Genomic DNA, 22,968 nt, shown 5'->3' on the forward strand with positions numbered 1-22,968 from the left:
AGTCAGGAGTCAGTTCTCAGGAGTAGGGGAGCAGGGGAGTGGGTAGGGAGGTTGTATGCAAAGTCCGAGAGCGAGAAGTAAACATAAGACCCCGCCCTTAAGGACGGGGTTTAAATTAATTAATTGAAGTGCTACCTAAGTTAAGCATTAATTCATGGTAATTGGTATAACATACATGACCCAGAGCAGACTGAAAAGCTACCACTTTTTTCTACATAAAAAGGCACTTTCCTTTATCTGTGAATTCTTTGAGAGTTAATCAGCAATTCCTGTTAGACATCTCCAAATAATAAAAAATAAAGTTAATTATAGTACAGAAATCATTAATTATTTCCACATACTGCCTAGTCCCTACTCCCTCTTTTGGTGGAGATGTCTATTGAGTATTTATGGAATGTACAACTGGGATTTTTTCAGATAAATTCCAGACAAAAAATATTACACATTCAACAACACCAAAAAATCTAAAGATTATCAAACTTTACCTTCATAAATAAAAGTTCTTTATAAACCGGATTTAGTATAATTTACATTAATGGCTAATAGTAAAAGTTATCATTAGATATCTGCGACAATTCACTTTAAAGCCTTGTAAAAAGGCGATAAAATCTTAATTTACCGAAAAATTGTGGGTATGCGCCTCCCCTTTTAAGGAGATAATAAAAAAAAATTTTCATGAATTTGTCAATCCTCTTCAATTTATGGAGAGGTAATTATTCATTATTCATTATTCATTATTAATTGTTGAAAGAGAGGTCTATTGCTATAAGTACTAAAAACATCCGAAATATTTGCCCCAAAAATCGATCAAAATGGTATGAACACCTAATATCTTGGTTCATGGCCATAATTCTCAAATTTTCTCAACTATGTACGGTTTCCACGAACTAGCACTCTACCTCACCGAGTGCTAAATTTTTATTTGGAAGCAATAGGAGAAAGTATATGGCCAAGATTGTAGAATTTAATGATAAATCCAGACGCGCTCTAGAGCGAGGAATAAATTCCCTAGCTGATGCAGTCCGAATCACTATGGGTCCAAAGGGTAGAAATGTATTATTAGAGAAAAAATTTGGCGCACCACACATCGTCAATGATGGGATTACTGTAGCTAAGGATATCGAACTAGAAGACCCTCTCGAAAATACAGGTGCTAGACTTATTCAGGAAGTGGCATCCAAAACAAAAGATATTGCTGGAGATGGCACAACTACCGCTACAGTTTTAGCTCAATCTATGATTAGAGAAGGTCTCAAAAACGTAACTGCTGGTGCAAACCCAGTAGCAGTGCGTAAAGGGATTGAAAAAACTATTAATCAGCTAGTCAAAGAAATAGAAGTAGTTGCTAAACCAGTAGAAGGAGAAGCGATCGCTCAAGTAGCTACGGTTTCTGCTGGTGGCGATGCAGAAGTAGGGCAAATGATTGCTGAGGCAATGGATAAAGTCACTAAAGATGGTGTAATCACTGTTGAAGAATCTAAGTCTCTCTCTACAGATTTAGAAGTTGTTGAAGGGATGCAAATCGACCGTGGTTATCTTTCTCCCTACTTTATTACTGACCAGGAGCGGTTAGTAGTTGAGTTTGAAAATGCCCGCATTCTGATTACTGATAAGAAAATTTCCTCTATTCAAGATTTAGTACCTGTACTAGAAAAAGTTGCTCGTGCGGGTCAATCTCTTTTAATCATTGCTGAGGATATTGAAGGGGAAGCTTTAGCTACTTTGGTGGTGAATAAAGCACGGGGTGTATTGAATGTTGCTGCTGTGAAAGCTCCTGGTTTTGGCGATCGCCGTAAAGCTATGCTCCAAGATATTGCTATTCTTACAGGTGGTCAACTTATCTCTGAAGAAATAGGTCTGAATTTAGAGATGGCAGATTTAGATATGATGGGAGTTGGTCGGAAAATCACTATTAACAAAGACAACACCACTATTGTTGCTGCTGGGGATACAGCAGAGGAAGTGAAAAAGCGCATTGCCCAAATTCGCGGACAGCTTGCAGAGAGTGATTCTGATTATGACAAGGAGAAGTTACAGGAGCGCATCGCTAAGTTAGCTGGTGGGGTAGCAGTGATTAAGGTTGGTGCAGCAACAGAAACTGAACTTAAGGACCGCAAGTTAAGAATAGAAGATGCTTTGAATGCTACCAAAGCTGCTGTAGAAGAAGGTATTGTGCCTGGTGGTGGTACTACTTTAATTCATTTGGCAACTAAGGTTGATGAGTTGAAAGGTAGTTTAAGTGAGGAAGAGCAGATTGGTGCTGATATTGTCAAACGTGCTTTAGAAGGACCTTTGCGTCAGATTGCTGATAATTCTGGTGCAGAGGGTTCGGTAGTTGTAGAGAAAGTGCGCTCTACTGATTTCAGTGTTGGTTTTAATGCCATAAGTGGTGAATATGAAGATATGATTGCTGCTGGTATTCTTGACCCTGCAATGGTAGTACGTTCTGCGTTGCAAAATGCGGGTTCCATCGCTGGTATGGTGTTAACTACTGAAGCTGTGGTTGTTGAGAAACCTGAGAAGAAAGCTGCGATGCCAGATATGGATGGCGGCATGGGCGGCATGGGCGGCATGGGCGGCATGGGCGGCATGGGCGGCATGGGTATGCCTGGTATGGGTATGATGTAATTTCGGCTGTCTATTTAGGGTTTGCTGAAAAAGTCTTTTAGTAGGGGGAAGAGACAGGAGACAGGAGACAGGAGACAGGAGACAGGAGGAACGGGGAATTATAGAGGAGGTAGGAGGAATTATTGTCCCAAGATTGTTCTGCCATAATCGTCCCAAAATACTAGCTTTTTGAGCTTTTTCCGTTGAAAAGCTGGCATTTTTTTAGACCAAAAAATGCGCTCAACCAATATCAGTCAATGCTTTGATATTTAATCAGCAAGCCCTATTTAGTACTAGAAGGCAGAAAACTTTATGGTTTATGGTATCTGCTTCGCCACCCTGTACTAAAGTCTTATATTAATTTGCCTAAAACGGGATCGATGAATTGAGATGATGTTCACCTTTCCCGTTTCCTTTTTTATATCTCTTGCAAAAGTCTTTCTTCAAACTTCAAACTTCTGAGTTCAATAATGAGTAATTTTCCTTTCTGCCTTGTGCCTTTTTCAATCAATTCCTTCTAACGCAATTTGAGTTAAGCGTTTGAGAATGCGAAGTACATCATAAAGTTCATTACCAGGATTAATAGTAATAAACGTTTTTGAAAGAGCATATTGTGGTGGTTTTCTATTCATGAATTTAACAAATATAAAACCGCCACCCGTAGAAATCATTCCATAATTAGGGCGATTTGGATGAGGATTGGATAACATATAAGCAAGAATTTGACCGCGCCCAGCTTCAGTAGAAAATTCAGCTTTTTTAGACTCAATTACCATTGCCCAGAATTGGTTTTTTAACACCAAAGTATCAATCTTACCTTTAATAACAATATCCTGATCTTCGACTGCTAAATTAATTGCAGGTTCGGAACGAATATAAAATGGATAAAGAAAAAATCCCCCAATAAATAAAATTGGGTCAACTACTGCCATCCTCACAACATTTTCTAGCACTGGGGGATAATCTGTTAGGTTATTGACATCCTCCCTACGCTGCTCTACGAGACAGCGCGGGATTCCCATCCATCAATCAAACAGACTAAGCCGTTTGAAAGATTCAGGGCGGGTTGACACCTCACTGGAAAATGCTGGCAAAGCCAGTCTAATACTTCCTCCGTGTCCGTTTAACTTCTCCGAGTGCCCCTCGGCGACTTGATTGAACAGTTACAGTAATCTTAACCTTGATTTTTGGTCAAGCAATATTTGTATGTTAACAGATTATCTGTAAAACCGCTCTTATTGATTGGTTTTCCCATCCCTCCGCTCCCCTGCGGGAGAGCGCGGGTCAAGGGCCGACGTTGAGATAAATCCAGCTTTTACTTAGTCTAAGAGTTGTTTTTCTAAGTCAGTAAGTTCCGGTAAATTATCTTGCCATTCCCGGAAAAATTCCTCGCCTTGGTTTTTTTGAAGTCCGAAGTTATCAATAAGATAGCGGATGTTTATGTCTTTAGCTGGAAGAGTTTGAGTCATAGTTTTTGAGGAAATTTTATTGCAAATTATTTTCTACTTTTAGTATATAATTATGATATTGTAATTGGAAAAATTGCCCCAGAATGACAGGAATTTGTGAGGCAGCTAGTTAATGTTTAATTACAAAAATGATATGACTAACCATTCACTCACAGATTTCGAGCATAACTCTAAGTATTTTGTGCAGCAAATTAAAGAAACACAAAAATCCATAGTCTTAACAGTTAATGGTAAAGCAGAAATAGTTATTCAAGATGCAATTGCCTATCAAAAATTACTAGAAAGATTAGATTATGCTGAATCAGTTGCGGCAATTCCTCAAGGAATATCAGTTAACATTACTCCTTCCATTTTTCGAGTAATAACTAGACCTGCTTATTTTCGTCGTGCATTGCACTTTGATAATGCGGAAAAAGGTGGTGTTCGTAAACGCAAGGGTGGAACAATGACTCCATTTAATCAACGCTTAGGCGATAAAGTTTTAGCTGAAAAAGCCGGAAAAACTTATACTGGATGGGTTGGTGGTTTCACTAACGCTAAAACCAAAAATGTTAGCGTTTATGACCATAATTGGAAACGAATTGGGCAATTTTCTCCTAAAAAAGTACAACTGATTCGTAGGTCTAATAAATTGTGTGTTGTTTAACTTTCCTGGCAGTTGAAACCTCCGTTCGTCTTGACTCCACTCTTTAAAAAGAGGAGGATTCCACGCTCTTGATTACTTTTTTTGAACAAGGTCATGCAAAACCTGCCCGTGTTGCATTAACAGAGTTAAAGAAGCAGTCAGCAGATTTTTTTGAGACGCCCTCGTTTGCAGAGGATTCTGGAACGGAAAGGAGATTTCAATTCCTCCTCAACCATCCGAGCCAGGAATTTTTACCCAGAGCTATAAAAGCTGATAGCTAGTTAAGAAAAAAAACATGATATTTTAGGTTTAAATTTCTCCATTTGCTTTATCTAATTTTGTTGATACTTTCAAATTGTTCGAGTTGATTTTTAAATATTGTTTCCAGACAGGATTAAGAGTAAAGACTGTCAAATTATTCTCTAATTTTCCATCTAATAATAACCGTTTTTTCAGGGATTGAATTACGTTTACAGATTCCTGAATAGATAGTTCTGATTTTCTAATTATTTCTCCTATTGAAATTGGTTGGCTTTGATTGGCAATTTGCTCCATAACTCTGATTTCCATAGGAGATAAATGCTCAAATTGTTGTTCTAATTCCCCTTGTAATGCTTCTGGTAAAATTAGGGTTTGATATTCCATAAATTCTGCTACTTGACCGCTAAATAATTCTTGAATTGTTGTTGCTGCCATATCTAACCATCGGGGATTTCCTTGATAATTATTAATCAATTTTTCCCAAGATTCTCGATCTACTAATTGACGTTTTTGGCATATTTCATTTGCATAAGCTCCTAAACTTCCTAAAGTTAAGGTTCGTACTGGATAATTTTCTGTTTCTAGTTTGGTAATTTCTGGAATTTTTTCTCTACTTATTAATAGCAAACAACTCTGATGGGAGACTGTGACAAGTAGTTGAAAAAAATCCTGATAATCTTCATAACAAGATTTATATTGACCTGCCAGTTTTCCTGGAGCAAATAATTTTTGTACGTCATCAAAGATGATGCAGCAACGATATTTTTCCAGGTATTTTTGTAGTTGTGATAATAGAGTTTCGATATTGTCTGAAGTTTCTGTTTCTGGTGCAAAAATTTGCAGGAGGTTAGTGAGAGTTGTGTTGAGGTTGGGAGAAAAGCGGAGGGTGCGATAAATGATGTAATTAAAATTAGTTTTGATTTGCTGGATTAATTGTAGAGAAAGAGTCGTTTTGCCAATACCACTTATTCCTAAAAGGGAGATAACACGGAGGCGATAACCTCTGGTTAAGCGTAAGCTATCGCTCACTATCCATTTTGACAAAGTAGAAAGTTCCTCTGTGCGGCCATAAAAGTTGATAATTTCTGGTGCTTTGTCTAGGTCGATAATATGTTGAGTTGGTGTTTGTTGAGAGTTGGTTTTTGTTGGGGAAGCGGGGGGGTTTGACGGACAGATATTAATGTTATTTGTTGCGTTATCTCTACAAAAAACGGGTACAAAATTGTGAATATTTGTATTTTCTAATATTGTTCTAAAATTTGCTTTAGTAATATTTTCACCCAGTATTTCCGATAAAATTTTCCATAATTTAGCACCGATATACCTAACATGAGTTTCGCTAGCGTAAGTTTCCTCAGCAATCTTTTTGTAAGTCTGACCTTCTAAAGTACGTTGCAATATAGTTTTTTGCAAGTAGTCTAAATTTTCTCCAGTATGGTCATAAATTAGCTCTTCAGCCAACTTCAAAACTTCTTGAATATCCATAGATTGGGAAATGTTAGAGATTTTAGGGATTATAGCAAACAAATCCTACATTTCCTACAAATCCTACAAACAAATTAAGGAAAAATTTCCAACAATTCCTACTGACAAAGCCAGAATTTATGAGGAAAGATGGATTATAGCAGTTCTTTAATCTACGAGGTAGAGTTTTAGATTCCCCCCGCCCCCTTAAAAAGGAAGCCAACAAAAAGCCCCCCTTTTTGAGAGGGATAGTCGGGGATCAGTAGATGTACCTCATACTTATGAGAAAAGCTAAATTAGGACGTTAACAAATAGACTAATTCGGAACTTATGAATAGTTACTCAGTTATTATACTTAGGCCAAGTGGATCTGGGAAAACTGTGTTTTTAGCAATTATGCACAAAAAGTTATCTACACAGGGGAAACTCGGCTTTTTTGTGAAAGTTGAAAGTGCAGAAAGTTGATTGGAGAGACAACTGTCACCCTGTTCGCTTAATCAGTACCTTTTATTTTAAGCAAGACTAAAGCCATGCGAACCCAGAAACCCGGTTTCTCGTAGATGTCTATTGCTCAAAACAACGATTTATCGTAGAAACCGGGTTTCTTTGCGTAAGTCTTGTTAAGAAAAACTCTAGGTTGTAGCAACCATATTATAGGGTAGGGAGAAAATGCTAAATGCTTGAATCTATAGATTTTTTTGATATTAGCGAAGAGCCAGAAACTCGTTACGCTCGTCACCACTTAATTGACTGGTGGAATCAGGAAAAACTCAAACAGGCCAGAGTATTGGTAGCAGGATGTGGTGCTTTAGGTAACGAAGTTCTCAAAAACCTAGCACTTGTTGGCGTTGGTAAAATCACTGTCATTGATTTTGACACAGTGTCAATTACTAACCTAACTCGCTCAGTCTTATTTCGAGAGTCAGATGTAGACTTACCAAAAGTAGAAGCAGCTCGTCAGCAACTGCTGGAAATTAATCCAGATATTTCTATTGAGGCAATTCAGGGAGACCTAGAATTTGACCTGGGGATTGGGAATGTTAGAGAACATGACATTATTATTGGTTGTCTTGATAGTGTTAATGCACGGTGGGCAATTAATCAAGCAGCTTACTATGCAGGGATTCCCTGGGTTAATGGTGGTATAGGTGTTGCTCAAGGAGAAGTAAGTTTTTTCGATCCTAAAAGCGAAGCAGCTTGCTATGACTGTAGTATCAGTGACAAAATGTGGGAAAGGCGTAATCAGCGATATTCCTGTCAGGGTGTGAAACGCAATATTCCAGATAGGGCAATGCCGACAACAGCTCCTATTGCTTCTATTGTAGCAGCGATGGAAGTTCACCAAGCACTGTTGTATTTACATGGCAAAGCAGGAATGCTTAATCCTGGTGAAAAAATTTTTCTGAGTTTAAATCCTTGGACATCCTTTAAAGTTCAAATTCAGCGTCAGGAATATTGTCCAGCTCACGATTTGCCCATAGAACCAACTATTAGTATTAAGTACGAGGCAAATAAACCAGTTGTAGAAATTCTGAAACATCTAGAAAAATCAGGGTTTTCTGAACCAGTTTTGTGGCTGCGCAATGAAATTATTGGCAAGATGAAATGTGATGATTGTGGATATGAGGAACAGGTGAATCAACTTCTGCGACAATACCCAGAATCAAAACTTCCTTGCCCCAAGTGTGAAAATGAGGAAAGGGATTTTGAAGTGATTAGAAATTTTACTCTTCAGGATAAATCTGCCGAAACTCTGTTAGCAGATTTGTGTTTAACACAGAACGAAATTCTACACTGTGATACTAGCAAAGGTAAAATAGCCATTCAATTTTGCTAAACAACTAAACATAGGAGGAAATAATATGAGTGATTCTGTATCTCTCGTTGTCCGTATGGCCGACGGTACTCGAAAAGCAGCTATTAGCTTACCCCCTACTCTAACAGTGGGACAGGTTTTGCAAAGCGCACAACAAAGGTGGAATTTACCTTCAAATGCTGATTATGCAGCACGCTTGGAACGTACAGGTGAACAATTAGATAGTTCTGCAACTTTAAGCTCAGTGGGAATAGAGTCAGATGATGTAGTAGAAGTTTATCCTATTCTGGAGGCAGGTTAAAAATGAGTGTAAGAGAAAAACGATTGCGAAATGAGCATCAAGCATTATTAGAACTTGTTGGTAATGCTGGCGGTTCTATAATAATTACTTCAGCTACTGGAAATCCTCCGTATCAATATGTGATTGACTATCGTTGTCGAGGCATAGAAAAATTACAGGGTAATAAACCTGTATTCCGCAGTAACCATAGCGTTGAAATTTCCCTTGGCAGTCAGTATCCAAGAGAACCACCCAGTGCTAAATTTTTGACTCCCATGTTCCACCCTAATGTTTATCTGAACAAAAATGTTTGTTTGGGTAGTTACTGGACAATGGCAGAAACAGTACCTCAACTGGTTATCAGAATTGGCAAGATTATTCAGTATTCAAAAGATGTACTCAATTTGAACAGTCCAGCTAATTTGGAGGCAAAAAGTTGGGCGGCAAAAAATATGTCACTCTTTCCTGTTGACTCTCAAACCTTTAAGTCTCAGATTATCTGGGATGATATTAAGTAATAATCAACACGATCTAGAACTGATTTGACCCAGGAAATCCTATACTTGATAGCTATCACTAATAGGAAAGTTAGGATTTCCCATCAACTCAGCATTTCGTTTATACACCACATCTATTGAGGAAATAGCCATGTCAGATTTACATGATGTCGGTCCTGATAACTCATCACCCAATCAAAATTCAGAACAAAACAAAATTGTCTGGGTTGAGAGTGAAGATGTTTACAAACCCATACCGAAATCAATCGAAGATTTTAAATCTGAACGAGATATTAGCAGTCGTACTCAAAAAGAAAAAGTATATATCACAAAAACTGCTGTTAAACATCTAACAGGACATTTGGGTTCAAACACAACGGTAGAGCAAGGTGGTATTCTTTTTGGTAATGCTTATGAAGATCCCCAGTATGGGATATATGTAGAGATTAAATCAGCAGTAGCAGCTCCATCAACTATTGGAACCGGAGCACATCTAGAGTTCACATCTGATTCTTGGCAAGGAATTATGGATTATGCTAAAACTACCCATCCTCAAGAGAACATTGTAGGTTGGTATCACTCCCATCCAAATCTTGGAGTTTTCATGTCAGGTACAGATATGAATACACAAAGAGCATTTTTTCACCATCCTTGGTGTGTCTCAATTGTTTGCGATCCTGTACGGCGTAAAATTGGTTACTTCTTGGGCAAAAATGCAGAATCGGTTCAAGTAGTCGAGTTTGGTAGTGGAGATGCAGAAAATATTTTGTTCCCCGAACCAGCAGATAGAGGTCTAGATTCAGGGATTGAGTATTTACCAGAAGAGGAAACAAATAAGGATAAAGATATTGAGCAGAAAGAGCAATCTACAAACCAAAGAAATAGCAGTACCTTTTTAGGGCTTTTATTGTTTGGTCTTTTGTTCATTTTGATGGCAGGAATGTTTTTAGACTTTGTGTTGAAAACGGCATTTAATAACGCTATCAGTCAATCTAATCCAAATATTTCTAACTCATCAGTTAATCAACCAGAAGCAGGTGGAAATTTGAGCAATTCTGACACTTCTACTGAAGGTAATTATGAGTTTAACGCTGAGTACATAAGAATGCCTATTGCCACCTACAAAAAGTTAGAAGCTAATCAAAATGTTTTACACTCTCCAATTATCAAGCCACAAACTAATATTGGTGATGGGGACGAAATAATTGTGTTAGTTATTGAGCAAGATGTTAATTCTATAGCCAAAAATGTTACTCTAGAGATCGAAAGAGTCATTCTCAAGGATAAAGAAATTCAACTAATTGATTCTGTTAAAATTCCAGACAATATTCCAGATGAGATGATTTCTAAAACACTCGAACCAATAACAGAAAATTTGGGAAATCTAAGTAATGGCAAAGCAGTATTAGTTCTTATTTCCTCTAGTTATCTATCTAAAAATCCTTCTTCTCAAATAGTAGTACGCGACATAGTTAATATTCCACGTCGTCTTATCTACGAGGATAATGAAGGTAATGAAAATAGAATAAAAGTTAGGAAAATACTTAAATAAAGACATTAGAGGATTGAATTTCTATCATGGGATGTTTTTTATCTTTTATTTTTTTTCTTCTCGGATTTGCAAATTGGGGGTTTTGGGTATTAGCTGTTTTATTTCTGTTTATTGGTAGAGCTTCTAAACCTTCCTCTTCCTCCCAGACTGTTTCCAAGAACCCTGAGATAGTACCTGACGATCTAGATAACATCCTTCAATCTCTGAGTCAAGGAGAAATTAAAGATCCTGTAACTCAAGAAACATTTAGGTCAGGACAAAAAGTCTATCTCTGTCACACCCACCGACTCGCATACCACGAAGATAGTTGGCAGGAAATGGGATGTAGATGTATGGTGTGCGGACATAATAGAAATACTCGAGATTACATATTGCCAACTCCAATACAAATAACAGGAAACAAGACAAATGATTTAATTCAATGGGATGACCTGAAATGATGAAATATAGATTATAACAAGTATGTAGATAGCTGAAAATCAAGCAAGACTTAATATGGAATGGTTAATTTTAATAGGGTTAGGAGTAATTGCTTCTATCGGGGCATTTTTTTACCGTAGGTCTAGACTTCCTCCATCACCACCAAACAGAAACTCCCAAACATCAACTTCATATTCAAATAGGCACTCTTACCAAAGGGAGGCAAGGGGAATTCAATGGACAGATGTCAATCATCCTGAACAAACAAATCAAATTGGATGGGTGGAAGTTGATGTTAACACTTCTAGTAATAGTAATGTTAATGAACCTGAAACTGTTACAGATGAAAACTTTTTCAATCAAAATGTGCCTGACGATCTAAACAACATATTAACAACTGTAATAGGATCTAACGACCCTTATAGTCAGGAAGTTTTCAGTCCAGGAGAAACCGTTTATTTTTGTCGTCGCTGCCGACTAGCGTACCACGAAGATAGCTGGATAGAAATGGATTGTAAATGTAGAGATTGTGGGAGTGATACCCATACTAGACAACATACTTTGCCGCTCGCTCTTCAGTGGAATAACATTATCAGAAATCGGATAGAGCAATAAAAATCTACAAGAGAAATATATTTTAACAAATTAGAGTCTCTGTTAAATTTACTAAATTGCGCACAAAGAGGTAGAAAACATGAAAGCATTGTACGGCATAGAACCAGATTTATGTATTAGCAACCCTGATATCCTTATCTGGAATAATAAAGACGTAATTTTACCTAAGTATTTTTACAATCAGTTAGTCTATTTAACAGAAGGAGATTTTACCCAGGCGACACAAGCTGCTGAAAAAATTATCAACTCTTTAGAAAGACAAGAAATACCTAATCTACTAATATTCAAGACAATTTCTGAAGGAACCATATATTTCTATAACGAAGAAATTAATGCCAAACCAATTGGCGACTTAGATACTAGAAATCCTATAGATCGCTATATGCTTGGTTTAATAAATATAGCTGAAATCCTAGAATGTCAGACAATATTTTTACCCTTATCTTCCGAAATAATTAATAAGTGTCGTGCTTTAAATATAGATGTTACAAATGCAGAAGAGTTTATGACTATAGATACTTCCTGGTTAGAACCGGAAATGTTAGTAGGTATTGAGGCAAAACTAGATCCACTATCACAAGTTCAATGGGAAGAAGTTCAAGCAGTAGAAGAGCTAGGAAACATTAATTGGGTAGAGTGAATTAATCAGAACAACAGCGATCGCCCTACCACAATAGTTTAAATTAATGTTTTTGTGACTTTTGGATATTTCTATTATAAATCAAGATATTTGGTGTTTTTTAGCCAGTAGAAATCAATAGATTGACTATTTATATACAATCCGGTTATATAGTATATGTTCATAATTGGTGTCTACACTTCAATCTCCCCATCCCCCCATCTCCCCATCTCCCCATCTCCCCATCTCCCTACGATACAATAACTATTCAACCGGATTCTATATTAGTAGTTGTGGCTCCTGATTTTATGTGCGAAGAGAATTATACGCTCATACTTGCTAACGCAACAGAAGAAGAAAGAACTAAAAAAATAACTTACAAGGGTACTATATACTACCGGAGAATTATTAACTCTAAAGTGGGATATTTAACATTAGCTTTCCGAGTTATTAAAGCTGTGAAAACAGATATAGGTATTTCTGGAGATGGTATTCTCAAAGACTGTTTTGGTAGAGTAATTCGTTATTACGGGATGATTTGATCGGGAAGGAGCAACTATAATCGCCGTGTCTTGTCCCCGTGTCCCCGTGTCGGCCTCAATCATCCCAGTATTCAGCAACGCCAAAATTATTAATACTGCTCTATAAAACTGATACAAAGCGTCACATAGCGTGACAACTTGAGGTTTACTTCCTGCTTCTTGTGAGGCCGTCGGCGGTTGCTCATCCACAGGCATTCACGGTCGAGCCGACCGCATCTCTCAAATTTATACTTGCGTTTAAATCTCGATCTATTGACAACCCACACTTCTTGCAGTCATAAGTTCTCAGATGCAAGGCCATGTCTTGAACATGACCACAGTTAGAACAAGTCTTTGATGATGGAAAGAATCTATCTACTACTACTAATTCACTTCCGTACCATTGACACTTGTATTTAAGCTGTCTGGTGAAATTCATAAAATCACTATCTGCTAACTGATTTTAGCTAGCCTATGGTTGGCTAGCATTCCAGACACATTGTCATACTTCAATGACAACACTGCCGTGGTTCAAAGCTTGCGTAAGTTGTCAGTTTATGAAGTGCATCTTTGCGGATATTAGCTACTCGTCTATGCTGCTTGGCTAACTTGATTACAGCTTTGTACCAATTATTTGAATACTTGACTTTTCTACTAATTTGACGTTGCAACTTAGTCAGTTTTTTCTCAGCTTTTCTATATGGTTTGATACTAGGAAACACCTTGCCATCACTTAAAGTAGCTAAGGTTTTTACACCTAAATCTACACCTACTACATTAGTTTTTTTGGGTATGGTGTGAGGATGAAATTCATTCGTAGGGGCGAACGGCCGTTCGCCCCTACAGCTAATATACCAATCTCCTGCTTGCCTGCTAATAGTTATTTTTTTTACTGTTGCCTCACTCTTGTTCATAAGTTTTGACAATACCAATAAAAGGTAACTTGTGACTCCATCCGTTTAACTCTATTGGCTTTCCACAATTATCAATTGTGTTTGCGAAGCATTCCGAAGGAAAAGAATCAGATTTACCCTTCTTCTTAAATTTTGGGCGTTTACCCAACCCTTGTTTGCGAAGCATTCCGAAGGAAAAGAACCTCTTAAATGCTTCACCTAAGTTGATGTTTGCGCAGCATTCCGTAGGAAAAGCATATTGATAAACTCTAGACGACAAGTTTTTCATCCAGGGATAAAGAGGTTTTGTGTGATTAGTAAAAACAACTCTTAGCTTACGTTTGCGCAGCATTCCGCAGGAAGCATTGGGTTTGTAACCATCAATGTATGCAGCATTCCACAAACCTTTTACCCCAGTTATAGCACCATCGAGAGTAGCCCGCGTGTTGAGCCATCAGAGTTTTCTGTTTATTATTAAGTTTGAGCTTTGTTCTAATGGATTTCATGTATGCGTGAGCGCAGCCAGTCTAAATAGTATGCTTAAATATGTATTATATCGTTATTCTCTGATTAAGTCAATACTCTCCCTTATTCCCTGTTCTCTCTTTTTGAGTGGCCAAAAAGTTATGATTTTGGGCAGACAACCATAGAAAGATTAGGGGACAATTATTCCTCCTACCTCCTACCCTAACCACTCATAATTTTTCAGCAAACTCTCTTGTTGACAAAACCAATAATTTTGTTTATACTTATGGCCAGGTAAATTATTTTTTTTATATCTTCCCATTCTAGTATATTTAACTATTGTCCAACAGTTAAGGAAAAAAATCATGGGTACTAGAGTTGCATCTTTTTTATTAGGTATCTCCCGTCAACGTTTATTAGTTTTACTCGCTCAAGGAAGAGTCAAAGGAGCACAGAAAAAAGGTAGATTCTGGGAAATACCAGTATCAGAAAGTGGAATGCCTGTAATAATTCCGGCTCGGCGGGGTCCGAAAGGTATGTGGCGCAAGAAAGAAACTACTAAACCAAAAATGATTCATGTCAATCAAAACAAAATTAAAAGTAATAAAAAGAAGCCTCCAACAGAATTGGAAGCTGTAGTGTCAGTCAAGCATGGCGATGATAACTATTATGGTTATGAGTTATATATTTCAGGTCCTTGCCAAATTGTCTATCGACCTTATAAACCAGCAAGTTGTGGCGCTCATCTATGGATTAATACTTTTGATTCTGTGCAATTTATAGATACTAAATCCAATCCAGCCACTGCAAGGCAATCTAGCAAACAAATTTTCATCTAGTCTGGTTTCAAAGGCACTCCGATCATCACCAAAAAATATTTCCAAGCTCACAGCAGCTCAACTGACAATAACTTCAGCAGGCTTTGTGCTGTTTGTTTGTGGGAAATCGTCACAGTATTAAGGTAGAAAATTTTGATTTTCCTAATTTTTGAATTCTCTCGATCTTGACGGGACTTTTGAGAATAGTGAGGTACAGCTAAAGAATACTATCTTGTCGATCAAGGGTTGTAGTATAAATGCGGTATCCAGGCAAAATCAAACTAACTCCCCAAAAGCTATGAACAGTTCCCGGATAGTTTTCTTCAGCTAAACTCCCTCCCAAAGAAATTCTCAACCATCCCAACCAAATGTAAAGACCAGGAATAAGAGCATCCATACTGTAGGCGATCGCTTGTAGTTGGCTGTCTAAATACTGAGAAGATAACGAAATTGTGCTTTTTTTCATATATACTAAGACCGTACGAATTAAACTGTAGAAAATTGCAGTTGTTAAATTCTTGATATTGGATTAACCAATATAGGCGCTCTCGGCACAGCTCACTATTCCCTCGGCAGTAAATGCCTCTGGGAATTTCTTTCTGATTATCTGAAAACCGCTGTAAGATCGGCATTAATCACTTTACCTGTTCCACTTCTAAACAAACCGCGTTTGACTCGTTTTCCCAGATAATTCTCATGGCGCCTGGGTAGTTCTAAATCAAGTGCAGCAGTTTTACTGGTGTAACAATCTTTCTGTCTCCATAACTTTGATACCAGCAAGTTCACATTTATAAGTTATCTGTTGAATTAGCTTACAGTGAGGTATTTGGGTAAAGTTTTGATTGTTTTTTTTACATAAGTTTGCACCTTGTTTCCAGTTATCATTTTTTCCAATTACTACAGTACCAATATTATTAGTCACTAAATAATTAACCACTAACTTGCTGGTGTTATGCAGGTAATTCTCGACAAAACGATTTCGATGATAACTCAATGCTTCAATATATCCGACTGGTTTTTCTGTTGCCTTTGAGATGATTTTGGTACTTGGCTTTTCGCTTGTTGTAAAGCTGATTGACGCTTTTTAGTGGCTTCCCATTAACCAGCATAGGTTTGACACCAGCCTTGTTTATAGCTAGAGCTACCTTACGGTCAATTCCTAAATCTATTCCTGCTACATATGTGGACTCCATCGGTGGTTGAGATGTTTTTTCATATACTACTTCAATTATATAGCAACCAGTGGCAGGTACCCCAACTGACTTCAACTACAGTTTCCACAACTACAGGTATTTTGATTTCACTCATTGATAAGTGACAAATACCATTTTTCAAAGGAGCTTTATAGACTGATTCCTTTGAATAGATAACTACATTTCTACCTTTGGTTTTGTCCTTATATTTGGGTATTTTGGGCTGACCCAAAAACTTCTCTGGACGTGCGTGACCATTCTTTTATAGCCTGAAAATAACCACGCCAAGTTGCAATCAAGCATTTGATTATTTGTTTTGATACCTTGGTTGGTAAGGCTCTTTTCGCATCACTATCTTTGGTTGCATGGTATAGTGTGGTTAAATCCAGACTTTTTGAGGACTTGAAAAAATGCTGACGACAGTAATAATTAGCCAAATAAGACCAAGTTTTTTGACTTAAAGGCTAACTCATCACACCAAGCCCAATATTGATGTGTTCGTTTAATAATATGTCTGTCAACAAGTCGCATTCACATGAATTCTTTCATTTCTTTAGTTACCTGTTTAATATTAACACACATTTGTTACAAATAGCAACTATTTTATACAATTTTCATTCAACAGTTAATCACCCTAATTTTCCTACGAACTATATATCTGATAAATCAGTAGATTTTTAATAAAATTCCCAGTGCGGGCATCTTGCCCGCTACAGGTGTACTTCACTGATATGACGCCCGCTATATCTATTACTGCAAAATTTTCTGAACTTCCTCAACGCTCAAACTGAGAGCTTCAGAAACTTCCTCCATACTTAAACCTATTGCCAACAACCGAGAAATAGCATTCCTTTGGATAAGCAAAGCTTTTTCAAGTTCAGATTCAGCACGCTCTAGTTCAGACTCCGCACGTTCCGCTCTTGCTTTTTCTATTTCCGCACGTTCGTTTCCCATTAACAGCAAATTACCTTCTGCATCCCACCAACGTAACCACAACATAAATTGATTGTCATAATTACCTTCCCAAAGTCCTAGTTCTATCCCCAAACGCTCAATAGGATAGTGACCCCGCTCATTTGGTGACATCTGCTGATAATACCCATCTACCAAGTGATAAACTTCCAGATGACCGCTTGTAATTTCGTAAATGCCATAATAAGGAATTCGGATAACCTGTTCGTATACCCAAAACTTTCCAGGTTTAATTTTCTTTCCCTCAGATGTTCGGGATACAGGCGTTCGATCTCGTTCTTCTGCACCACTACCTGATGCCAACTCTAAAGCAATAAATGGTGCAAGATGTTCTCGCCAGATAACATAAGAGCGACGATATTGACCATCCAGTAAAGGGGGTACATTAGGAACATAAAACCAATCTGGGCAAACTGCACCTTGTTCGGGAGGGTCTGTTTCCCGCCAATAGATGCCACAGTCTTGTCCGATCGCATATTCTCCATCAGGGTGAATACGCTGCAAAACAGGAGTAATGGAATCTGTAAGAATAATGCTTTGGGGATGCTCTTGAAAGTTTTTCACAAATGTACCGTCTGACTCTGGCAGTTGGGTATGGTCTGGAAAAGACGGTGGTAGTTCAGTTTGAATTTTTGTTTCTGTCATCACTAACCCATCCATATTTGATATGTTGTCTGATTTTAACAAAAATCTAGTTGTTTTTTTAGGCATTGCTGGCCAGAAAATGTATAATATCATGTCCGGTTGAACAGTTATAAATAAACGACGAAGGAGTCAGGAGACAGGAGACAGGAGACAGGAGGGTAGAAAGAATGAAGAAGGAGAAAGTTTTTTTATCACGCTCTTATCCGGACATGATATAACTCCCTTTTAGATCTACAAATATCATCTAAACTTCTAACTTTTGACTTCTGACTTCTGACTTAAATAAAGCGTATCCCTCTGCCGATCGCTCCTTCCCAAACTCCTAATAGCTTCTTGCAAACTTTCGACTCCCATACAAGTTGTAGTTGTAGGTTGGGTTAAACGATAGCGCAACCCAAAAAATCTATATACAAGTATGACAACATTTTTTTAAATTGGTATAGCTTCCGGATAAAAAAGGGTTTCTTAGAAATGCTATAATCTAAAGTTAACTTAATCTGAATCCAATTTTAAGAGGTTAGACACTATGGACCCTTTGACTATGGCCGCAATGGCAGTATGTACTGTAGTTTGTACAAAAGCTTTAGAAAAAACTGGGGAAAAGGTTGGGGAGGCAGTTTGGAATAAAAGTGCGAAGTTTCTGAAATCTCTTAAAAAAGAGTCTCCTGATACTGTGACGGCTCTTGAAAAAAGTGCAGAGCAACCTTGAGATTATGGTCAAGCAGTTTTAGAGGTGGAGAAGGCAGCAAAAGCTAATGATGTTGTGGAGCGGAGAATGAAGGAATTAGTCACAGCAGCAAAGGCTGACCCGCTACTAAATATTGATGAATTTCTAGAAGAAATAACAAAAGCCTTAAAATCCCGAAATTCAAAAAAAGTAGAGAATTATCAAAAACTTGCAGAGAAAATCAAGGCAGAAAAAGGGGCAATGGTAGCTCAAAAAAAAGTAGAGAATTATCAAAAACTTGCAGAGGAAATCAAGGCAGAAAAAGGGGCAATGGTAGCTCAAAAAATAGAAATTGGAAATCAAGAGAATAACTTTTATCATTCAGAAATTCACAACTATAAGGAAATTGAACCAATAAAAATTCAGGATAAGGAAGAAAACAAGGAGAAAGAGTTCAAACCAATTAAATACCAAGATGTACCTGAACAGCAAGAAAACAATGAGGTAGAAGAAGAGAATTTTACGCTAGATATTAATCCGGAAATAGCTTCCACCACACTTTCAGAAGAGAAGAATTTCCGTTCTTCTTCCGTTCAATTTCCATCTGTAGGAACAACAGTTGTAGGACAAAGTTGTTGACTTGCTGTCTGAATTTTTACAGTAGAATCCTACTTTTAGATATCTTCCATAAAGACTTTAGGGATGTTCCATGGAACGTCCCTACAAATATTTCATCAAAGGCTGATTTATTTACTCGAGATGTCTTTTAACTTTTTTTTGATAAAGTGTGTCCCTCTGCTGACAATTTCTCCCCAAACTCCTAATAGCTTCTTGCAAAGTTTCGACTTCCATACAAGTACCTCCAACAGCACCTGCCATTGTTGTAATATGTTCCTCCATTAACGTACCGCCAATATCATTACAACCCCACTTCAACGCTTCTTTTGCTCCATCCAAACCAATTTTTACCCAACTTGGTTGATGATTAATAATCCAATTTCCTAAAAATATTCTCGACACTGCTGTTAATAACAAAACATTCAGCAAAACAGGTTGGTCGCGTCCCACTCTCCGACGCAAAGGTGCAGGTGCTTCTTGCCCGACAAATGGTAATAAAATAAATTCTGTTATTCTCGCGGGATAATTTTTCTCAATGGCAGTTTGTTGGAGCGATCGTAATCTCTCCAAATGTAAAATCTGTTGTTGAGGGGTTTCAATATGACCGCACAACATTGTGCTTGTGGTTGGCATTCCTAAACGATGTGCTGTGCTGACTATTTCTAACCAAGTCGCCGTATCAATTTTTTCTGGACAAATAATCCTTCTCACTGCATCATCCAAAATTTCCGCAGCAGTACCTGGCATTGACCCAACCCCCTCATCCCGCAAAGCAGCAATTACATATTCATAACTCACGCCATCTTCTCTAGCAATAAACTGTACCTCCTGGGGAGAAAAAGCGTGTAAATGTAATTGAGGAAACTCATCTTTAATACCTTTTACTATTTGCAAATAATAAGATAAAGATTTACCTGCAACTTTAGCTTGAAGATTTAATCCTCCCTGCATACAAATTTCTGTTGCCCCTCGTTGTACTGCATCATTAGCTTTTTCCAGAATTTGACCAATATCTAACCAAAAAGCACCCCCATCTCCCTCATCTCGGCGAAAAGCACAAAAACTACAATGTTGTTCGCAGATATTGGTGAAATTTATATTGCGGTTGATAACGTAAGTAACAGTATCTCCTACTTGTTGTTGTCGGAGTTTGTCTGCGGTTTTCTGGATAGTAGTTATTTCTGTAGGAAGTTGAGTTAAGGCAAGGTTTCCGAAATTTGCTTGAGAAGTTGGGGATAACAATAATAGTGTTTCTGCTGTAGATAGGTCATAACCTTCTAAGGCGCGATTTAAAATTGTCTCTAGGTTTTGGTTTGTCAAGTTGAAAGCGGTCATATTTATTAGGTTAAAAGTAAGAGTGAGAAAGTTTAATCGAGATATTAATCAGAAAATAGTCAACTTTTGGCGCAGGAGTTTACACAGTCAATGGTTACTTTTGCTAGTTTGGATAGCGATCGCTACTTGTTTACGTCTGACTAATTTAGATGGTAAATCACCTTGGACAGATGAATTTTCTACTTTGGTTTTTAGTTTGGGTAATAGTTTCCAGGATATACCGCTAGATCGAGCGATCGCTCCTGAGATTTTACTCCAACCCCTACAGTTTAATGTCAATACTGATATTAATCATGTAGTTGATAATTTATTAACTCATAGTAACCACCCTCCTATCTATTTTATCTTGACTCATTGGTGGATGCAGTTTTTTTCTAAAGAAGGAGAGTTAGTTTCTCTATGGGGTGCGCGGTCTTTGAGTATGATATTTGGCGTTGTTTCTATTCCTGCTATTTATGGTTTGGCTAGGTTGGCTTTTCATTCTCGGTTAGTAGGGCAATTTGCTGCTGCAATCATGGCTGTTTCTCCTTATGGTATTTATCTTGCCCAAGAGGCACGTCATTATACTTTAGCTATTTTATTTGTTATTGCTTCTTTTTGTTGTTTAATTATTAGTATTCGCCATTTTAAGCAAGGTCAATCTTTGCCATTTTTTACAGCATTTATTTGGGTAGTAGTTAATAGTTTAGGTATTGCCACCCACTATTTTTTTTCTTTAACTCTCTGCGCTGAAGCAATGGTATTAATTTTTCTATTTTTTTTTGAAGAAGGAAGAAGGAAGAAGGAAGAAGGAAGAAGGAAAAATTTGATGGATACTCAAACTTTTACCAAAGAAGGAAGAGGGAATAAGCAAGAAGGAAGAAGGAAAAATTTGATGGATACTCAAACTTCTACCAAAGAAGGAAGAGGGAATAAGCAAGAAGGAAGAAGGAAAAATTTGATGGATACTCAAACTTCTACCAAAGAAGGAAGAGGGAATAAGCAAGAAGGAAGAAGGAAAAATTTGATGGATACTCAAACTTCTACCAAAGAAGGAAGAGGGAATAAGCAAGAAGGAAGAAGGAAAAATTTGATGGATACTCAAACTTCTACCAATTTTAAATACCCTATAGATTGCGGGGTATTAAATTCAAAAGAAAAAGTTGAATCAGAAAGAGGAAATAGGGGAGAAGTAAGAAGGAAAAATTTAATGTGGAATCAAACTTTTACCAAAGAAGGAAGAGGGAATAAGCAAGAAGGAAGAAGGAAAAATTTGATGGGGACTCAAACTTCTACCAATTTTCAAAACCCTATAGATGGCGGGGTATTAAATTCAAAAGAAAAAGATGATTTTTCTAGTTTTAAGGTAAAAAAATCAAGTAAAATTTCTCTCCATACTTTCATCAAATCATTTGCTAGTTTCTACATAGTAATTTTGGGAACTTTAGCTAGTGCTTTAGTTTGGCTTCCTTTTTGGAAAAATGGTTATAGCAGTGAATTAACAGCATGGATTTCGATTAGTGATAGTAACTTAAAAAGTTTGCTCAGTCCGATTTTTCAATTCCTGGCTACAGGGATTACTATGTTATTTTTATTGCCGATAGAATCTCCGATTTTTCCCATAGCAATTATGGCTGCTGTGGTGATGATTTTATTTTTAATATGGCTATTTCCTCTATTTATTAGTGGCACTATTAATTGCTTAAAAAATTCCGATATTAGTTTTTCTCTTATTACTTTTGCCGGAGTCATATTAGCTAGTATATTATTATTTTTTGGTTTTACTTATATTTTCGGTATTGACCTAACTAGAGGTGCTCGTTACAGTTTTGTTTATTTTCCAGCAGTAATTATTTTAGTAGCAGTAATTCTCGCCCAAATTTTTGAGTTGCAGTTTGTTAAAAGTAAGTTTTTGAATATCTCTATTTGTACAACTACTGGCAAAAAAGCAGTAATTTTAATTTGGTTAATGGCTTTATTAAGTGGCTTAACTGTTGTTTCAAATTTAGGCTATCAAAAATATTATCGACCAGATTTATTGGTTTCTCTCATAGAAAAAAAATCTGACAAACCGATAGTTATTGCCACGACTCATTATACTCATGTTGAAACTGGAGAAATGATGGGAATAGCCTGGAATATGAGAAAAAAAATTAAGCAAAAATTGCAATATGAATGTAGAGAAGAGAGTATTTATAAGGAAAAATTTCTAGTTAATCATAGTATGAATATTGCTCAAGTAAAATTTATTTTGCTACATGAAGAACTTGAGAGTATAAATCAAGTAAATTCACTTTATAAAATTTTAAATAAACTAGAATATCCTTTTGATTTATGGTTAGTAAATTTTGCGAGTGATTTTAATATAGCAGTAGAAAATTGTCAGGTCGATCAAGGTGAATTTCCATTAATAGATGGTTATAAATATCAGCTTTATCATTGCCATTTGTCGAGTGGATAGATATAGATTATTACTCTCAAGACTTACGCAGAGACTCTATATATAGCGAGGGCTAATACCATTCACCCCTACAGATAGTGGTTGAAAAGTAAATTTACGTAAGTCCTGACTCTATTAATCCACCACTAATTAATTCCGTCTCCTAATTCCTGTTCTTGAATATCCATAGATTGGAA

The 22,968-nt window shown here is 37.1% G+C and carries 23 protein-coding genes and 1 pseudogene; 14 read left to right on the forward strand and 10 right to left on the reverse strand.

Annotated elements, in window-relative coordinates; translation table 11 throughout:
• The first annotated feature begins 945 nt into the window (after window positions 1–945).
• A complete protein-coding gene (groL, locus tag F6K23_RS06780) occupies window positions 946–2,628 on the forward strand; it encodes a chaperonin GroEL (RefSeq protein WP_293152420.1) in 1,683 nt (560 codons plus the stop codon).
• A 482-nt stretch (window positions 2,629–3,110) separates the two neighbouring features.
• Here groL and F6K23_RS06785 read toward each other — a convergent pair whose 3' ends face one another.
• Window positions 3,111–3,560: a hypothetical protein gene (locus F6K23_RS06785; protein ID WP_293152423.1), complete on the reverse strand. Its 450-nt coding sequence runs from the start codon at window positions 3,558–3,560 to the stop codon at window positions 3,111–3,113.
• A 366-nt stretch (window positions 3,561–3,926) separates the two neighbouring features.
• A complete protein-coding gene (locus F6K23_RS06790) occupies window positions 3,927–4,076 on the reverse strand; it encodes a hypothetical protein (RefSeq protein WP_293152426.1) in 150 nt (49 codons plus the stop codon).
• A 112-nt stretch (window positions 4,077–4,188) separates the two neighbouring features.
• Between F6K23_RS06790 and F6K23_RS06795 the strand changes: the two genes are divergently transcribed.
• Window positions 4,189–4,722: a type II toxin-antitoxin system Phd/YefM family antitoxin gene (locus tag F6K23_RS06795; RefSeq protein WP_293152429.1), complete on the forward strand. Its 534-nt coding sequence runs from the start codon at window positions 4,189–4,191 to the stop codon at window positions 4,720–4,722.
• Window positions 4,723–5,010: 288 nt separating this feature from the next.
• Here the strand turns inward: F6K23_RS06795 and F6K23_RS06800 are convergent, their stop codons facing one another.
• Entirely contained in the window at window positions 5,011–6,489 is a 1,479-nt protein-coding gene (locus F6K23_RS06800; RefSeq protein WP_293152432.1) for an AAA family ATPase, read from the reverse strand.
• Window positions 6,490–7,102: 613 nt separating this feature from the next.
• Here F6K23_RS06800 and F6K23_RS06805 point away from each other — a divergent pair.
• The 8 genes from F6K23_RS06805 (at window position 7,103) to F6K23_RS06840 (ending at window position 12,767) form a co-directional block, all read left to right on the forward strand.
• Entirely contained in the window at window positions 7,103–8,263 is a 1,161-nt protein-coding gene (locus F6K23_RS06805) for a ThiF family adenylyltransferase (RefSeq protein ID WP_293152434.1), read from the forward strand.
• A 25-nt stretch (window positions 8,264–8,288) separates the two neighbouring features.
• Window positions 8,289–8,543 carry a hypothetical protein gene (locus F6K23_RS06810; RefSeq protein WP_293152437.1) on the forward strand — a complete coding sequence of 85 codons (255 nt, stop codon included), beginning with the start codon at window positions 8,289–8,291 and terminating at the stop codon, window positions 8,541–8,543.
• A 2-nt stretch (window positions 8,544–8,545) separates the two neighbouring features.
• Window positions 8,546–9,040 carry a ubiquitin-conjugating enzyme E2 gene (locus tag F6K23_RS06815; RefSeq protein ID WP_293152440.1) on the forward strand — a complete coding sequence of 165 codons (495 nt, stop codon included), beginning with the start codon at window positions 8,546–8,548 and terminating at the stop codon, window positions 9,038–9,040.
• A 130-nt stretch (window positions 9,041–9,170) separates the two neighbouring features.
• Window positions 9,171–10,571 carry a Mov34/MPN/PAD-1 family protein gene (locus tag F6K23_RS06820; RefSeq protein ID WP_293152443.1) on the forward strand — a complete coding sequence of 467 codons (1,401 nt, stop codon included), beginning with the start codon at window positions 9,171–9,173 and terminating at the stop codon, window positions 10,569–10,571.
• Between the two features lie 26 nt (window positions 10,572–10,597).
• Complete coding sequence (locus F6K23_RS06825) at window positions 10,598–11,011, forward strand: hypothetical protein (protein WP_293152446.1); 414 nt, start codon at window positions 10,598–10,600, stop codon at window positions 11,009–11,011.
• 55 nt (window positions 11,012–11,066) lie between these two features.
• Complete coding sequence (locus F6K23_RS06830; protein ID WP_293152449.1) at window positions 11,067–11,606, forward strand: hypothetical protein; 540 nt, start codon at window positions 11,067–11,069, stop codon at window positions 11,604–11,606.
• A gap of 79 nt (window positions 11,607–11,685) precedes the next feature.
• Entirely contained in the window at window positions 11,686–12,246 is a 561-nt protein-coding gene (locus F6K23_RS06835; protein ID WP_293152452.1) for a hypothetical protein, read from the forward strand.
• 122 nt (window positions 12,247–12,368) lie between these two features.
• The gene (locus F6K23_RS06840) at window positions 12,369–12,767 is read left to right on the forward strand and encodes a hypothetical protein (RefSeq protein WP_293152455.1); all 399 of its coding nucleotides are present in this window, start codon (window positions 12,369–12,371) and stop codon (window positions 12,765–12,767) included.
• A gap of 181 nt (window positions 12,768–12,948) precedes the next feature.
• On the opposite strand, the pseudogene F6K23_RS06845 reads toward F6K23_RS06840, so the two are convergent.
• Window positions 12,949–14,145: pseudogene (locus F6K23_RS06845) on the reverse strand (RNA-guided endonuclease InsQ/TnpB family protein).
• 324 nt (window positions 14,146–14,469) lie between these two features.
• Between F6K23_RS06845 and F6K23_RS06850 the strand changes: the two are divergent.
• Entirely contained in the window at window positions 14,470–14,943 is a 474-nt protein-coding gene (locus F6K23_RS06850) for a hypothetical protein (RefSeq protein WP_293152458.1), read from the forward strand.
• Between the two features lie 196 nt (window positions 14,944–15,139).
• Here F6K23_RS06850 and F6K23_RS06855 read toward each other — a convergent pair whose 3' ends face one another.
• From F6K23_RS06855 to F6K23_RS06875, 5 genes are all read right to left on the reverse strand, one after another.
• The gene (locus F6K23_RS06855) at window positions 15,140–15,388 is read right to left on the reverse strand and encodes a hypothetical protein (protein ID WP_293152459.1); all 249 of its coding nucleotides are present in this window, start codon (window positions 15,386–15,388) and stop codon (window positions 15,140–15,142) included.
• A 267-nt stretch (window positions 15,389–15,655) separates the two neighbouring features.
• Entirely contained in the window at window positions 15,656–15,916 is a 261-nt protein-coding gene (locus F6K23_RS06860; RefSeq protein WP_293152461.1) for an IS200/IS605 family accessory protein TnpB-related protein, read from the reverse strand.
• 4 nt (window positions 15,917–15,920) lie between these two features.
• A complete protein-coding gene (locus F6K23_RS06865; RefSeq protein ID WP_293152464.1) occupies window positions 15,921–16,190 on the reverse strand; it encodes a transposase in 270 nt (89 codons plus the stop codon).
• Window positions 16,191–16,865: 675 nt separating this feature from the next.
• Window positions 16,866–17,732 (reverse strand): Uma2 family endonuclease, encoded by an 867-nt coding sequence (locus tag F6K23_RS06870; RefSeq protein WP_293153146.1) that lies wholly within the window; start codon window positions 17,730–17,732, stop codon window positions 16,866–16,868.
• A gap of 252 nt (window positions 17,733–17,984) precedes the next feature.
• A complete protein-coding gene (locus F6K23_RS06875) occupies window positions 17,985–18,125 on the reverse strand; it encodes a hypothetical protein (RefSeq protein ID WP_293152467.1) in 141 nt (46 codons plus the stop codon).
• Between the two features lie 133 nt (window positions 18,126–18,258).
• Here F6K23_RS06875 and F6K23_RS06880 point away from each other — a divergent pair, with 133 nt between their 5' ends.
• Together F6K23_RS06880 and F6K23_RS06885 are read left to right on the forward strand one after the other, a co-directional pair.
• The gene (locus tag F6K23_RS06880) at window positions 18,259–18,441 is read left to right on the forward strand and encodes a hypothetical protein (protein ID WP_293152470.1); all 183 of its coding nucleotides are present in this window, start codon (window positions 18,259–18,261) and stop codon (window positions 18,439–18,441) included.
• 66 nt (window positions 18,442–18,507) lie between these two features.
• Window positions 18,508–19,038 carry a hypothetical protein gene (locus tag F6K23_RS06885; RefSeq protein WP_293152473.1) on the forward strand — a complete coding sequence of 177 codons (531 nt, stop codon included), beginning with the start codon at window positions 18,508–18,510 and terminating at the stop codon, window positions 19,036–19,038.
• Between the two features lie 111 nt (window positions 19,039–19,149).
• Here the strand turns inward: F6K23_RS06885 and cofH are convergent, their stop codons facing one another.
• On the reverse strand, window positions 19,150–20,352 hold the full coding sequence (gene cofH / locus F6K23_RS06890) for a 7,8-didemethyl-8-hydroxy-5-deazariboflavin synthase subunit CofH (RefSeq protein WP_293152476.1): 1,203 nt from the start codon (window positions 20,350–20,352) through the stop codon (window positions 19,150–19,152).
• A 22-nt stretch (window positions 20,353–20,374) separates the two neighbouring features.
• Here cofH and F6K23_RS06895 point away from each other — a divergent pair, with 22 nt between their 5' ends.
• Window positions 20,375–22,792, forward strand: a complete 2,418-nt coding sequence (locus F6K23_RS06895; RefSeq protein WP_293152479.1) for a glycosyltransferase family 39 protein — start codon at window positions 20,375–20,377, stop codon at window positions 22,790–22,792.
• The last annotated feature ends 176 nt before the right edge of the window (window positions 22,793–22,968 follow it).

Origin of the sequence: Okeania sp. SIO2C9, from assembly GCF_010672455.1 — a bacterium.
In the GTDB taxonomy this organism is placed as follows: Bacteria; Cyanobacteriota; Cyanobacteriia; order Cyanobacteriales; family Microcoleaceae; genus Okeania.